12 protein-coding genes are annotated in these 13025 nt (G+C 63.2%); 7 read left to right on the top strand and 5 right to left on the bottom strand.

The features are described 5' to 3' along the window. Positions 1-34 precede the first annotated feature (34 nt). Together ACIOVF_RS07260 and ACIOVF_RS07255 are read left to right on the top strand one after the other, a co-directional pair. Positions 35-808, top strand: coding sequence for a glycosyltransferase family 2 protein (locus ACIOVF_RS07260; RefSeq protein ID WP_195885537.1), 774 nt, complete (start codon positions 35-37; stop codon positions 806-808). Positions 809-856: 48 nt separating this feature from the next. Next, a complete protein-coding gene (locus ACIOVF_RS07255) occupies positions 857-1951 on the top strand; it encodes a glycosyltransferase (RefSeq protein ID WP_045193780.1) in 1095 nt (364 codons plus the stop codon). A gap of 5 nt (positions 1952-1956) precedes the next feature. On the opposite strand, the gene ACIOVF_RS07250 is transcribed toward ACIOVF_RS07255, so the two are convergent. Then, positions 1957-2559 (bottom strand): toluene tolerance protein, encoded by a 603-nt coding sequence (locus ACIOVF_RS07250; protein WP_045193779.1) that lies wholly within the window; start codon positions 2557-2559, stop codon positions 1957-1959. A 99-nt stretch (positions 2560-2658) separates the two neighbouring features. Here ACIOVF_RS07250 and ACIOVF_RS07245 point away from each other — a divergent pair, with 99 nt between their 5' ends. From ACIOVF_RS07245 to hldE, 3 genes are all read left to right on the top strand, one after another. Beyond that, complete coding sequence (locus ACIOVF_RS07245; protein ID WP_045193778.1) at positions 2659-3834, top strand: O-antigen ligase; 1176 nt, start codon at positions 2659-2661, stop codon at positions 3832-3834. 15 nt (positions 3835-3849) lie between these two features. Continuing rightward, positions 3850-5658: a lipid A export permease/ATP-binding protein MsbA gene (msbA, locus tag ACIOVF_RS07240; RefSeq protein ID WP_045193777.1), complete on the top strand. Its 1809-nt coding sequence runs from the start codon at positions 3850-3852 to the stop codon at positions 5656-5658. Between the two features lie 131 nt (positions 5659-5789). Continuing rightward, positions 5790-7211: a bifunctional D-glycero-beta-D-manno-heptose-7-phosphate kinase/D-glycero-beta-D-manno-heptose 1-phosphate adenylyltransferase HldE gene (gene hldE / locus ACIOVF_RS07235; RefSeq protein ID WP_045193776.1), complete on the top strand. Its 1422-nt coding sequence runs from the start codon at positions 5790-5792 to the stop codon at positions 7209-7211. A 33-nt stretch (positions 7212-7244) separates the two neighbouring features. On the opposite strand, the gene ACIOVF_RS07230 is transcribed toward hldE, so the two are convergent. From ACIOVF_RS07230 to ACIOVF_RS07215, 4 genes are all read right to left on the bottom strand, one after another. Further along, positions 7245-8207: a hypothetical protein gene (locus ACIOVF_RS07230; protein WP_045193775.1), complete on the bottom strand. Its 963-nt coding sequence runs from the start codon at positions 8205-8207 to the stop codon at positions 7245-7247. A 47-nt stretch (positions 8208-8254) separates the two neighbouring features. Next, complete coding sequence (locus ACIOVF_RS07225; protein ID WP_401288474.1) at positions 8255-9064, bottom strand: aldo/keto reductase; 810 nt, start codon at positions 9062-9064, stop codon at positions 8255-8257. Further along, positions 9061-10236, bottom strand: coding sequence for an FAD-binding oxidoreductase (locus tag ACIOVF_RS07220; RefSeq protein ID WP_093376795.1), 1176 nt, complete (start codon positions 10234-10236; stop codon positions 9061-9063). Before ACIOVF_RS07220 ends, ACIOVF_RS07225 begins: the two co-directional genes overlap by 4 nt. A gap of 67 nt (positions 10237-10303) precedes the next feature. Further along, positions 10304-10636 carry a multidrug efflux SMR transporter gene (locus ACIOVF_RS07215; protein WP_028945643.1) on the bottom strand — a complete coding sequence of 111 codons (333 nt, stop codon included), beginning with the start codon at positions 10634-10636 and terminating at the stop codon, positions 10304-10306. Between the two features lie 86 nt (positions 10637-10722). On the opposite strand from ACIOVF_RS07215, the gene ACIOVF_RS07210 reads away from it, so the two are divergent. Both ACIOVF_RS07210 and waaA read left to right on the top strand, forming a co-directional pair. Then, positions 10723-11613 (top strand): LysR family transcriptional regulator, encoded by an 891-nt coding sequence (locus ACIOVF_RS07210; RefSeq protein ID WP_401288470.1) that lies wholly within the window; start codon positions 10723-10725, stop codon positions 11611-11613. A gap of 14 nt (positions 11614-11627) precedes the next feature. Further along, positions 11628-12896 carry a lipid IV(A) 3-deoxy-D-manno-octulosonic acid transferase gene (gene waaA / locus ACIOVF_RS07205; RefSeq protein WP_401288467.1) on the top strand — a complete coding sequence of 423 codons (1269 nt, stop codon included), beginning with the start codon at positions 11628-11630 and terminating at the stop codon, positions 12894-12896. The last annotated feature ends 129 nt before the right edge of the window (positions 12897-13025 follow it).

Genomic DNA, 13025 nt, shown 5'->3' with positions numbered 1-13025 from the left:
AACATTTGAATACAGTTTATGGGGAGGGAGTCCGGTGCGATTCTGCCAAGATAGCGACGTAACACTGGTTGTCACCAGTTGCGGACGCTTCGATTTGCTAAAACTTACGCTGGAAAGCTTTGACCGCTTCAATACCGCGCCTATCCGTGAAGTGTTCATCACCGAAGATTCGGGAGATGACGCTGTTCACCAGGCTGTGCCCGAGCATTGGAAGCCGCACTGCAAGGTCTTCGTCAATCGTCCGAAACTGGGTCAGCTGGCCTCGATTGATCTCGCTTACAGCCATGTAAAAACTTCGTACATCTTCCATTGTGAAGATGACTGGGAGTTCTACCGGCCGGGCTTCGTCGAGGACTCGCAGGCCATTCTGGCGGTCAGCCCTGAACTGCTTCAGGTCTGGCTGCGTAGCTATGTCTACGACCTGAAGTTGCACAGCCCCTATATTCATCTTGGCGAACGCAAAGTGATTGCCGGCGTGCCCTGCTACCCGTTGTTGTCGGACAAGCCTGAGTGGCAGAGCTTTTCTCTGAACCCGGGGTTGCGCCGTTTGAGCGATTATCAGCGCTGTGCGCCGTTCGCCGCCTATGCTGGTGAAAAGGCACTGTCAAAGCGCTATGCAGAATTGAACCTGACCGGCGTGAGCCTGGAAGGTGATGCCGTGTTGCATACCGGCTTCGGCATGCACGTCAGCCTGCCTGAAGAGCGTCAGCGCAAAGCACGCCGGCGTCAGCGCGAGCGGGTCAAGCTGGCAGCTGCCTTGTTGATCGGTTTGGCAGTGGGAGTGGCTATTGGCTTTCTTGCGAATTGATTCAACTGGCTTGCCAGTGATCCAGTCCGATACAAGGGGTACATCCCCGTGAATATCGTCAACATTATGTGGGCTGGCGGTTCGCCGTATGTCTCGGTGCACAAGGTGCATCAACAAATTCTGTCCCAGGCCGGGCCTGGGGCGAAAATCAGCAGTTGGCTGCTGCAGGGGCAGGGTGCCTGCTATGGCGGTGAGTCAACGCGCGAGTGGCATTTGTCCCATCGCCTGCTCAAGGGGCGGCATGTCTGGCGCGCATTGCGTCCCTGGTTGCGGGGGCGGTTTCGCGATGCGCTGGAACAAGCCAATGCTCAGGTGCTGTTGCTTGACGGGTTGGGCGTGTCGCGTTTGATACTGCCGCTGCTCAAGGTCATGCCGGACTTGCGGGCAACCGTCGTGTTTCATGGCAAGACCCGCCTGCGCCGGGCCGATATTGCCTTGTTGCGCGCTTTTCCTGCCTCTCGGCTGACGTTTGTCGCCGTCTCACAAACCCTTGCCGATGCATTGGAGCAAGACCTCGGGGTGCCGGTGCAGGTGTTGCGTACCGCCCTTGAACCAGATGGCTTTCGTCGCAACTTGCTAGGCCGGCAACAGGCACGTCAGGCGCTGGGGCTCGCGGAGCACGGCGTACGTGTCCTGGGCGCAGTCGGCCGGTTGGTCGATAGCAAGGGTTTTGACTACTTGCTCGATGCCTTTGCCCAGGCTGCTCGGCAGCAAGCTGATCTGCGCCTGGTGATCCTCGGTGAGGGCGGCTTGCGCTCACAGTTGCAGGCGCGGATCCAGGCGCTTGATCTGGCTCAGAAAGTCTCGATGCCAGGGCACTGTGTCGGGCTGGAAAAGCTCTACAGGGCATTTGACTGGCTGTTGATTCCTTCGCACTCCGAAGGGTTGGGCCTGGTGCTGCAAGAGGCGGTAATGGCCGATGTGCCTGTCCTGTGCAGCGAGTTGCCGGTGTTTCGCGAGCAGTTGGGAATCGCAGGCTACTATGCGCCGGCGGGTGATGTCGGCGCCTGGAGCAACGCGATTGCCGCGTGCTCGGATCTTCAGGCAAGCACTGTTGCCAACGCTCAATACCAGGCCCTGCAGCCCGAGCAGGCCTGGCAACGCTTCAGTCAGGCTTCCAGGGCGTTACTGGGCAGGGCCTGAGTTCTCTACGGCAGCAGTGCGCGCTCAAGCTCAGCCAGGGGAAACTGGTCAGCCAACTGTTCCCGGGCAATGTACCGGGCAAAATGTTGCACGTTGCGTCGAATCATTCGGCTGGACAACGGGGCTCGCAGGAAACGCATGTCGGCGACATCGATCAAGCCAAGTTGCTGCTCAGGCGTAACAACAATGTTGCCAAGGTGCAGTGAGCGGAAGTAAATACCCGCCTGATGCAGGTGGCGCACCAGTCCGATCAGATCCGGAAGGCGTTCCTGCCAGCTGAAACCGGGCTCGCGAGACAGCTGGCTCAAGGTTTTGCCGGGCAGTGGACGGTACAGTACCGCCGTCATTCCAGGTGCGTCCAGCTTGTAGTACTCCAGCACCTCAAGCGTAGGAATTCCCTTTTTCTTTAGCATCACCGCGTTATCGATAAAGCGTCGGGAGTAAGGTCGCAGCAGCGCAGATGAAATTAACCGCTTGCGCCTGAAGAGCTTGAGGATATTGCCGTCTGTTAACAGGTAGACTTTAGCGCCGTAGCTGTCGGCCTCCAGTATCTGGGCACCAAGCGTCAGCTGATTGAAGTCGACTTGGGGGAGCCGGGAACATTGCATGGTAGGGGCCTTGTTAGCGGGCAAGCAAAATGACCGGCAATAATGCCGAAAAGTTCAGGGTTGCACCATGCCGGTGTTGTTGAATCAATGGGGAAGTGCATGATGTATTCGAGGCGCTGGGCGCAGGCCTGGCTGGCAATTGGCTTTTTCTGGTTTTTGGTGGGCATTGCCCTGGCGCCAAGCAACAAGCTTTACCAGCAAGGGCTGGTTGCGTTTCTGTGGCTGCCTACGCTGGTCATGCTGTGGTCTGCCCGCGCATTGCTGGTCGAGCTTTGGCATGCACAAAAGGCACTGTGCCTGGCGTTGCTGCTGATGCTCGGCTGGACCGCTTTGAGCTTGTCGTGGGCCGCCACAGAGGAGCCCGGGCGTGAACTCAAGCGCCTGCTGTACATAGCGGTATTCCTGCTGTTCTTCCCCCTGTTGGCCCAACTCGGGGAGCAGCGCATTCGCCTGCTGATGCTTCTGGGTGGGGCGGGGCTGGCTATCGGTGCCGTATTGTCGATCGTGCAGTTTTATCTGGTCCGCGGCGAGGAGTGGGCATCCAGGCTGTATGGCATCGGTGAAATTTCCCACCCAATCCTTGGTTCTTACGTCATCGGCGCAGCGATTGTCTGGATGATCCATTGGCCAGTTAAACAACGCCTGATGCAGTTGCTCTGGGGTGTTGCCCTGCTCTGCCTGGGGGCGTTCGTGTTGTTGTGCCAGAGTCGTGGTGCGGCCTTGGGCTTGCTGATCACGATGCTGGCCATGCCGCTCTGGTGCCGTGACCGCAGAAGCCGGGTGATTGCTGCAACAGCGCTGGTAGGCGCTGCCATTGGTTTTGCGCTGTTGTACTCGCTGGTCATGTACCGAGGGGCGTCCTACCGGCCGGAGATCTTCGAGGTAAGCCTGCAGATGATCGGTGAACATCCCTGGACCGGCCTGGGCCTGGGGTCGTTCTACTCCATCAGCGCCGCCGGTATGCAGTTCGACCACACCCACAACATGTTCACTCACATTGCCATCGAACTGGGTATCCCCGGCATGCTGTTGTGGCTGGCGGTGTGGCTGTGCACCTTGCGCGAAATCTGGAAAGCCCGCGATACAGCCTTTGGCAAAGGTCTGATGGGCCTGTGGTTGTTCTCGACCCTGGCCATGCAGTTCGACGCCGCAAGCCTGACCGGCACCCCGCGTGCAGAGTGGTTCATCAGCTGGCTGCCGGTCGGCCTGGCCACTGTCCTGGTCTGGGTACGTGCCCGGGCGCCAGGCTGTGATAAAATTTCCGGTTCTATCTGAACAGCGAGCTCGACGATGGCCGAAACACCGCGAGAGGCGGAGCAGAGCTCCAGCCTGAAAATCTACTTCCGGCTGCTGAGCTACGTGAAGCCGTATATCGGCATTTTTCTGCTGAGTATCATCGGCTTCGTGATCTTTGCCTCGACCCAGCCGATGCTGGCCGGCATCCTCAAGTACTTCGTCGATGGCTTGAGCAACCCGCAGGCGGTGTTGTTCCCCAACGTGCCGTATCTCAAGGACCTGCAACTGCTGCAGGCCGTGCCGCTGCTGATCGTGCTGATCGCCGCCTGGCAGGGTCTGGGCTCGTTCCTGGGCAACTACTTCCTGGCCAAGGTTTCCCTGGGTCTGGTTCACGACCTGCGGGTCGAGTTGTTCAACAAGCTGCTGGTGCTGCCCAACCGCTACTTTGACAGCCACAATTCCGGCCACCTGATTTCGCGCATCACCTTCAACGTGACCATGGTCACCGGTGCTGCGACCGATGCCATCAAGGTGGTGATCCGCGAAGGCCTGACCGTGGTCTTCCTGTTCATCTACCTGCTGTGGATGAACTGGAAACTGACCCTGGTGATGCTGGCGATCCTGCCGATCATCGCCGTAATGGTCGGTACCGCGAGCAAGAAATTCCGCAAGCAGAGCAAGAAGATCCAGGTGGCCATGGGTGATGTCACCCATGTTGCCTCGGAAACCATCCAGGGCTACCGCGTGGTGCGCAGCTTCGGTGGCGAGAGCTACGAGCAGCAGCGCTTTGCCAACGCCAGCCAGAGCAACACTGACAAGCAGCTGCGCATGACCAAGACCGGCGCGGTGTACACGCCGATGCTGCAACTGGTGATCTACACCGCCATGGCGGCATTGATGTTCCTGGTGCTGTTCCTGCGCGGCGAGGCTACTGCCGGTGACCTGGTAGCCTACATTACCGCAGCGGGCCTGTTGCCCAAGCCGATTCGGCAGTTGTCGGAGGTTAGCTCGACCATCCAGAAAGGCCTGGCCGGTGCCGAAAGCATCTTCGAGCAACTGGACGAGGCGCCGGAGGTCGACAGCGGCACCGTCGAGCTGGACCGTGTGGTCGGGCGTCTCGAGGTGCGCAACCTGAACTTTACCTATCCGGGTACTGACCGCCAGGTGCTGACCGATATTTCCTTTACCGCAGAGCCCGGGCAGATGATCGCCCTGGTGGGGCGTTCAGGTAGCGGCAAGTCGACCCTCGCGGCACTGATACCACGCTTCTATCACCACGATGACGGACAGATCCTCCTCGACGGCGTGGAGATCGAGAACTACCGCCTGCGCAACCTGCGCAAGCACGTCGCCCAGGTGACCCAGCACGTGACCCTGTTCAACGACACCGTGGCCAACAACATCGCTTATGGCGACCTGGCCGGGGCGCCGCGGGCCGAGATCGAAGCCGCTGCCGCCGATGCCTATGCCAAGGAGTTCGTCGAGCAGTTGCCGCAAGGCTTCGACACCCAGGTCGGTGAAAACGGCGTGCTGCTCTCCGGTGGCCAGCGCCAGCGCCTGGCGATTGCCCGGGCGTTGCTCAAGAATGCGCCATTGCTGATTCTCGACGAGGCCACGTCGGCCCTGGATACCGAGTCCGAGCGACACATCCAGGCAGCCCTGGATCATGTGATGAAAGGCCGCACCACCCTGGTGATCGCCCACCGCCTGTCGACCATCGAGAAGGCCGACATGATCCTGGTCATGGACCAGGGCAAGCTGGTCGAGCGTGGCACCCATACCGAGCTGCTGGCAGCCAACGGCTTTTACGCCAGGCTGCACGCCATGGGCCTGGACGAGCCGGCCAAGGTCGACATCACCTGAGTCAACCGCGCCGGGGCCTTGTGCCCCGGCAGCGTTTCCCTGGAATGCCTGGCAACAAGGCGGTAAACAAGCCGTCGCTTTGCCTGTGCTAATATCCTGCCCCTGTTAATTATTTTGTATATGGGTTGCCCATGAAGTTGTCCATGCCGCGTTTCGATCAAGCCCCGGTACTGGTGGTGGGCGATGTCATGCTCGACCGCTACTGGCATGGCGGTACCTCACGGATTTCACCTGAAGCGCCGGTGCCGGTGGTCAAGGTCGAACAGATCGAGGACCGTCCGGGCGGTGCCGCCAACGTCGCCTTGAACATCGCTGCCCTTGGCGCGCCGGCGGCGCTGGTCGGGGTGACCGGCCAGGACGAGGCTGCCGACAGCCTGGCCAACAGCCTGCAGGCTGCCGGTGTGCGCTCGATCTTCCAGCGTATCGCCCATCAGCCGACCATCGTCAAGCTGCGGGTCATGAGCCGCCACCAGCAGTTGCTGCGTATCGATTTCGAAGAACCCTTCGCCACCGACCCGCTGTCCCTGGGCGCCGAGGTCGATACCTTGCTCGACGGCGTCAAGGTGCTGGTGTTGTCGGACTACGGCAAGGGCGCGTTGAAAAACCACCAGAGCCTGATCCAGGCCGCCCGCGCCAAAGGCATTCCGGTGCTGGCCGACCCCAAGGGCAAGGATTTCTCGATCTACCGAGGCGCCAGCCTGATCACCCCGAACCTCAGCGAGTTCGAAACCATCGTTGGCCGTTGTGCCGACGAGGCCGAGCTGGTGGCCAAGGGCGCCCAGTTGATGAGCGAGCTGGAACTGGGTGCCTTGCTGGTGACCCGTGGCGAGCACGGCATGACCCTGCTGCGCCCCGATCACCCGGCCTTGCACTTGCCGGCCCGGGCCCGTGAAGTGTTCGACGTGACCGGTGCCGGTGACACGGTGATCTCGACCCTCGCCGCCGCCATCGCTGCCGGTGAAGAGCTGCCTCATGCGGTCGGCCTGGCAAACCTTGCCGCCGGTATCGTGGTGGGCAAGCTGGGTACTGCAGCTATCAGTGCCCCCGAGCTGCGCCGCGCGATCCAGCGCGAAGAGGGTTCCGAGCGTGGCGTACTGAGCCTCGACCAGTTGCTGCTGGCCATCGACGATGCCCGCGCGCACAACGAGAAGATCGTCTTCACCAACGGCTGCTTCGACATTCTCCATGCCGGCCACGTGACCTACCTGGAGCAGGCCCGGGCCCAGGGCGATCGCCTGATCGTCGCGGTCAACGACGACGCCTCGGTCAGCCGCCTTAAAGGCCCGGGCCGGCCGATCAACAGCGTTGACCGGCGCATGGCCGTACTCGCTGGCCTCGGCGCCGTGGACTGGGTGATCAGCTTCCCTGAGGGCACCCCGGAAAACCTGCTGAGCCAGGTCAAGCCGGATGTGCTGGTCAAGGGTGGTGACTATGGCATCGACCAGGTGGTCGGCGCCGACATCGTCAAGGCCTACGGCGGTACCGTGAAGGTGCTGGGGCTGGTGGAAAACAGCTCGACCACCGCCATCGTCGAGAAGATCCGCAAGAACTGAAGCATCGCGGGGCAAGTTGCCCCGCGACCGGTTCTACTTTCGCAGCCCGCCACGCGCCATCTGCAACAACTCCCTCGCCCTGCCGGTCAGCCGCTTCAAGCCGCTGTCCGGTTTTGCGGGTGTCAGGCCTTGCTGCCTGACCCAATCCTTCCAGCGAATCCGCTCATCCCTGACCAGCCAGCCATCCTGTTGGGCAAAGCTTTCTGCCAGGTACAGCCCGCGGGTGCTGGCCGGCACCAGGCGATCCTTGCTCAGGGTGTAGAGCTCGGCGCGTGGCTGGCCGTCTTCCAGCGGCATCAGGTACAGGTCGGGGCGTTTACGGTTGAGGCGCGCGACCAGTTGGTCGCCTTCAAGGCGTTCGTCGACGTGGAACAGGCTCAGTGACTTGGCCTCGCGTGGTACTTGCAGGCACAGGTCGTAGATCAGCTGCAGCGAGGCGGTTGGCAAGTGCACATATGCCCGTGGCCGTTCCAGCAACTGCAGGTTGGCGCAGCGTACCGGCCGTGCGGCGCCGGACTGCGGCGTCAGCACAAAGGGCAGGGCTTCGCGGTAGTGCAGGGCGTCGGCGTAGGGCGCCGGCAGCCAGGTATCGTTGAAGCGCCCGCCCAGCCAGCCTTCCGGGGTTTCCAGCAGGCATTCCTCGGCCACCTCCTGAATTGCCGTATGCAGCGGCAGGTTCAGCTCCTGGGCCGGCACATAGCCTGAAATCAGTTTCAGCACGACATCGCCACGGTCCTGGCGGCGCTGGCGTACCAGCACCCAGTAATCGCGGTTCTGCCAGCGCAGGGTCAGGCGCACCGAGACGCCGAGGTTGGCCAGTTCGACAGCAAAGTGCTGGCTGTCGGCAACCTGGATCGGCTTGCGCCGTTGCAGGGTCTGGGCGAAGTTCAGCGGCATGCCGATGCTCTGGTACACCAGCCCTTCGGGGCTGGCCTCGACGTGCAAGGGCAGGGTCTTGAAGTTGCTCGGGTTCTTGCGGATCAGCGTTCGCGGCATGTCGGCTCCGTCTTGCGTTGGGGTCGGCCGCGGCGGCGGCGTGAGTGTCAGCGGCGCAGCACCTTGGCAACGGTTGCCACGTTATGGGCCAGGTGCAGCGGATTGATGGTGCCGACAATAGCACTGCTGACCCCGGGGTGGGCGAACAGCAGTTCGAAGCTGGCACGCACCGGGTCGACACCGGGGCTAAGGCACACATGGCCGCTGGCCAGGGCCTTTTTCACCAGGATCGCCTTGCCGTGGTTGGCGGCGTAATCAATCACCGGCCGTTCGGCCTGCTCGTTCAGATTGTAGGTGACCATGGCGCAATCGCCGCGCTCGAGCGCCTTGAGACCGCCCGCTGCGGTTTTGCCAGACAGCCCGAAACCACGGATCTTGCCCTCCTGCTTGAGGGCTTCGAGGGTTTGGTAAACCTCCTCGTGCTCAAGGATGTGCAAGTCGTTGCCGTCGGAATGCACCAGTACCAGGTCGATGCAGTCGGTTTCCAGGCGCTTGAGGCTACGCTCGATGGAAAAGCGCGTGTGCGCTGCGCTGAAGTCGAATCGCGACTGGCCGTCTTCGAACTCCTCGCCGACCTTGCTGACGATCACCCACTGGTCGCGCTGGCCGCGTAACAGCGGGCCGAGGCGTTCTTCGCTGCGGCCATAAGCGGGTGCGGTATCGATCAGGTTGATGCCCAACTCGCGAGCCTGGGCCAGCAGCATCCGTGTTTCGTGGTCGTCGGGAATAGTGAAGCCGCTGGGATATTTGACGCCCTGGTCGCGGCCAAGCTTGACCGTGCCCAGGCCCAGTGGCGAAACCGTCAGACCGGTACTGCCGAGGGGCCGATGCAAATCGTGCAGGCTCGGCAGGCTCATGGCAGCAGTTGCTCCCACACCGGCAGGGCCATGGGCGGTCGCGGCAATTCGGGCAGGGCCGGCTGGCCGCCTGGCTTGATGCCGTCGCGCTCAAGGTTGGCCAGCACCCGGTCACTGAAGTCCGGCGCCAGGGCCAGCTTGGTCGGCCAGCCCACCAGCAGGCGTTGCTGCTCGGCGAGGAAGGCGTTGTCGGGGCGCACCAGGCCCGATTGCGCAGGCTCGGCGCGGTCGATGCGCACGGTGGCCCAGCGCACCTGGCTGAGGTCGATCCAGGGCAGCAGGTTGCTGACTTCTTTTTTCGCCGCGGCAATCTGCGCTTCAGGCTCGCGGGCTACGCCGTCGGCTTCGGCCAGGTCGCCGCCCAGGTACCAGACCCACTGGCCATCGGCGCCCGGGTGGCTGGTGACGGTGATGCGCGGCTTCGGCCCGCCGCCCAGGCAATGGGCGTACAGCGGCTTGAGGCTGGCGCCCTTGGCCATGACCATGTGCAGCGGCCGGCGCTGCATGGCTGGCTGGCTCAGGCCCAAGGCTTCGAGCAAGGCGGCGTTGCCGGCACCGGCGCTGAGCACCACGCGCTGGGCGCGAATTTCGCGGCCATCGACGCGCAGGCCGGCCAGTTCGCCATTCTCTTCAAACGGTTCGATGCTTTGCCCGGCAAGCAGGCTGTCACCGGCCAGTTCCGCGAGCTTGTTGAGCAGGCTTGGCACATCGACGACCAATTCGGCCAGGCGATAGACCTTGCCCTTGAAGGCACGGTCCTGCAGGGCGGGTGGCAACTGCTCGCCCTTGACCTGATCGACCCGGCCGCGCACGGCCTTGCTGGCAAAGAAGCTGGTGAGGTTGCCGGCCAGGGTGCCAGGTGACCACAGGTAGTGGGCTTCGGACAGCAGGCGCACGCCGGACAGGTCCAGCTCGCCATTGCCGGCCAGGGCCTCGCGCCAGCGCCGGGGCATGTCGGCGATGGCTTCCGAGGCGCCGGTCAGGGCACCGTGCAGCGCGTACTTGGCGCCACCGTGGATGATCCCCTGGGATTTGAGGGTCTGCTCGCCACCGAGGCTGGCGCGTTCCACCAGAACTGTCGAATAGCCGAGCCGGCGCAGGCGGGCATTGAGCCAGAGGCCTGCGACCCCGGCGCCGACGATCAGCACATCGGTGGAAATTACGGTTGGCATGCATGAACCTCACAAGCGTGGACAGACGCCCAGTATACAGCCTGTGAGCCATTGCACCTGTTGCCGATCAATGCCCGGCGGTTTTCGAGAAGACCTGGATCACCACCACGCCGCCGACGATCATGGCCATGCCGAGCATTGCCGGCAGGTCCAGCTTCTGGCCGTAGATCACCAGCGCGGCGATGCTGATCAGGACGATGCCCAGGCCCGACCAGATGGCATAGGCAATGCCCACCGGAATGCTGCGCACCACCAGGGTCAGCATCCAGAACGCCACGGCATAGCCACAGACCATCAGCAGCAGCGGCAGGGGCGTGCTCAGGCCCTTGACGGCTTTCATTGAGGCGGTGGCGATGACTTCGGCGCAGATGGCGATAGCCAGGTAGGTGTAGGCATTCATGACGGTGATCCTCTGTTCTGGCTGGGCATTCTAGAGCAAGCCTGAATGGGGTAAAGTCATTACCTATCTTTTCTGGAGATAGGTTGATGGCCGAGCAGTGGAATCTGGAGCAGTTGCGCATGTTCGTGCGGGTCGCCGAACTGCGCTCGTTCTCGGCAGTAGCCCGTGAACAGCGCAAGGCGCAATCGGCGGTGAGCAACGGCATCGCTTTGCTTGAGACTGACCTGGGGGTGACCCTGTTCGAGCGTAGCAGCGGCCGCCAGCCGCGCCTGAGCGAAGCCGGCGCAACCTTGCTGGAAGATGCCCGCGAGCTGCTGCGCCAGTGCGAGCGCCTGGATGGCCGGGCCCTGGCGCTGATGCGCGGGCAAGAGGCGCAATTGCGGGTGGCCCAGGATGAGGCCATGCCCTATCAACCGGTGATCGACAGCCTCGATGAGCTGGCCCGACAGTTCCCCTTGCTCGAAGTGCAGATGGCCAGCGGCGCCCAGGGCGACGTGGCGCGCAAGCTGATCGAGCGGCGCGCCGATCTTGGCCTGCTGTTCCACCATGACCAGATGCCGGTATCCCTCGAGCGCCGGGCGGTGGGGCGGATCGAGATGGTTACTGCCTGCGCCGTGGATCATCCCTTGACCCGTCTTGAGCGCGTCAGCCGTCAGGACCTGGCCCGCCACCGCCAGTTGCTGATCACCCCGCAGGAAAGCGGCTACCCCGGTGGCGAGCCGATCAGCCCGCAGATCTGGCGCGCCGACAGCTTCTACGCCATGGCCGAGTTGCTGATGCGTGGCCTGGGCTGGGCCTGGTTGCCGCGGCATGTGGTGCAGTACCCGACCTATCAGGCGCAGATGGTCGAGCTTGCCAGTGAATGGACACCGCCGGCACTGGTGGTCGAGCTGGTGTGGCGCCGTGACGAGCCACTGGGGCCCGCCGCGCAGTGGTTGGCCGAACGCTTCGCAGTGCACTTGCGCGCCATTGGCTAGTACACTTCGGCGCCATGAACAGAACCCTCTATACCTTGCTGTTTCACCTGGGCCTGCCGCTGGTTGCGCTGCGCCTGTTCCTGCGTTCGCGCAAGGCGCCGGCCTATGGGCAGCGCATCGCCGAGCGTTTTGCCTGCAAGCTGCCGGCCATGGCCAGGGGCGGCATCTGGGTGCACGCGGTGTCGGTGGGCGAGAGCATTGCCGCCGCGCCGATGATTCGCGCCTTGCTGCAGGCTTATCCACAGCTGCCGATCACCATCACCTGCATGACCCCGACCGGTTCCGAGCGGGTGCGGGCGATGTTCGCCGACGAGCCGCGAATCCAGCACTGCTACCTGCCCTACGACTTGCCCTGGGCCGCCGGGCGCTTTCTCGATCACGTGCAGCCCAGGCTTGCGGTGATCATGGAGACCGAGCTGTGGCCTAACCACATTCATCAGTGCGCCAAGCGCGGTATTCCGGTGGCCCTGGCCAATGCGCGGTTGTCCGAGCGTTCGGCGCGGGGCTATGCGCGCTTTGCTGGCCTGACCCGACCGATGCTGGCCGAGATGAGCCTGATCGCGGTACAGACCGAAACCGAAGCCCAGCGCTTTCGCCAGTTGGGCGCGCGTCCGGAATGCGTGCAGGTAACCGGCTCGATCAAGTTCGACCTGAGCATTGACGAGCAGCTGTTGCCGCGCGCCCGAGCCCTGCGTGAGCGGTGGCAGGCCGGCCAGCGGCCGGTATGGATCGCGGCCAGTACCCATGAAGGCGAGGACCCGATCATTCTCGCCGCCCACCGGCAGTTGCGCGAACACCATGCCGACGCCTTGCTGATCCTTGTGCCGCGTCACCCGGAGCGCTTTAGCAGCGTGTTCGAGTTGTGCCGCGGGCAGTTGCCGACCGTGCGCCGTTCCAGTGGTGAAGCGGTCGCGGCTGATACCGCAGTGCTGCTCGGCGACACCATGGGCGAGCTGCTGTTTCTCTATGCCCTGGCGGATATTGCCTTCGTAGGCGGCAGCCTGGTGGCCAATGGCGGGCACAACCTGCTGGAGCCGGCGGCGCTGTCGCTGCCGGTGCTCAGTGGCCCGCACCTGTTCAACTTCCTGGAAATTGCGGCGATGCTGCGCGAGGCCGGCGCCTTGCAGGAAGTCGATGATGCCCAGGGGCTGGCGGCCGAAGTTCGCCGCCTGATTGAGTTGCCGCAGGATGCGCAGCGCATGGGCGCGGCGGGGTTGGCGGTGATGAAGGCCAACCAGGGGGCCTTGCAGCGTTTGCTTGAAGGGTTGGGGCGCTTGCTCTGACATCATCGCGGGGGGAGTTGGGGGGGGGGGGGGGGGGGGGGGGGCGCCGGCCCGGGGGGGGGGGGGGGGGGGGGCGCGGGGGGGGCCTGTCCCGGCGAGCAACGACCCCCACCTAAAGAAAAAAAAACA

The organism is Pseudomonas sp. NPDC087612 (assembly GCF_044743505.1).
In the GTDB taxonomy this organism is placed as follows: Bacteria; Pseudomonadota; Gammaproteobacteria; order Pseudomonadales; family Pseudomonadaceae; genus Aquipseudomonas.
This window is presented reverse-complemented; position numbering and strand designations above follow the sequence as displayed.

Excerpts from the sequence above, each read along its gene's own strand:
- hldE (WP_045193776.1), top strand. The coding sequence starts at position 5,790 with ATGAAGTTGTCCATGCCGCGTTTCGATCAAGCCCCGGTACTGGTGGTG.
- ACIOVF_RS07225 (WP_401288474.1), bottom strand. The coding sequence starts at position 9,064 with ATGAGCCTGCCGAGCCTGCACGATTTGCATCGGCCCCTCGGCAGTACC.
- ACIOVF_RS07250 (WP_045193779.1), bottom strand. The coding sequence starts at position 2,559 with ATGCAATGTTCCCGGCTCCCCCAAGTCGACTTCAATCAGCTGACGCTT.
- ACIOVF_RS07230 (WP_045193775.1), bottom strand. The coding sequence starts at position 8,207 with ATGCCGCGAACGCTGATCCGCAAGAACCCGAGCAACTTCAAGACCCTG.
- msbA (WP_045193777.1), top strand. The coding sequence starts at position 3,850 with ATGGCCGAAACACCGCGAGAGGCGGAGCAGAGCTCCAGCCTGAAAATC.
- ACIOVF_RS07210 (WP_401288470.1), top strand. The coding sequence starts at position 10,723 with ATGGCCGAGCAGTGGAATCTGGAGCAGTTGCGCATGTTCGTGCGGGTC.
- ACIOVF_RS07220 (WP_093376795.1), bottom strand. The coding sequence starts at position 10,236 with ATGCCAACCGTAATTTCCACCGATGTGCTGATCGTCGGCGCCGGGGTC.
- waaA (WP_401288467.1), top strand. The coding sequence starts at position 11,628 with ATGAACAGAACCCTCTATACCTTGCTGTTTCACCTGGGCCTGCCGCTG.
- ACIOVF_RS07245 (WP_045193778.1), top strand. The coding sequence starts at position 2,659 with ATGATGTATTCGAGGCGCTGGGCGCAGGCCTGGCTGGCAATTGGCTTT.
- ACIOVF_RS07215 (WP_028945643.1), bottom strand. The coding sequence starts at position 10,636 with ATGAATGCCTACACCTACCTGGCTATCGCCATCTGCGCCGAAGTCATC.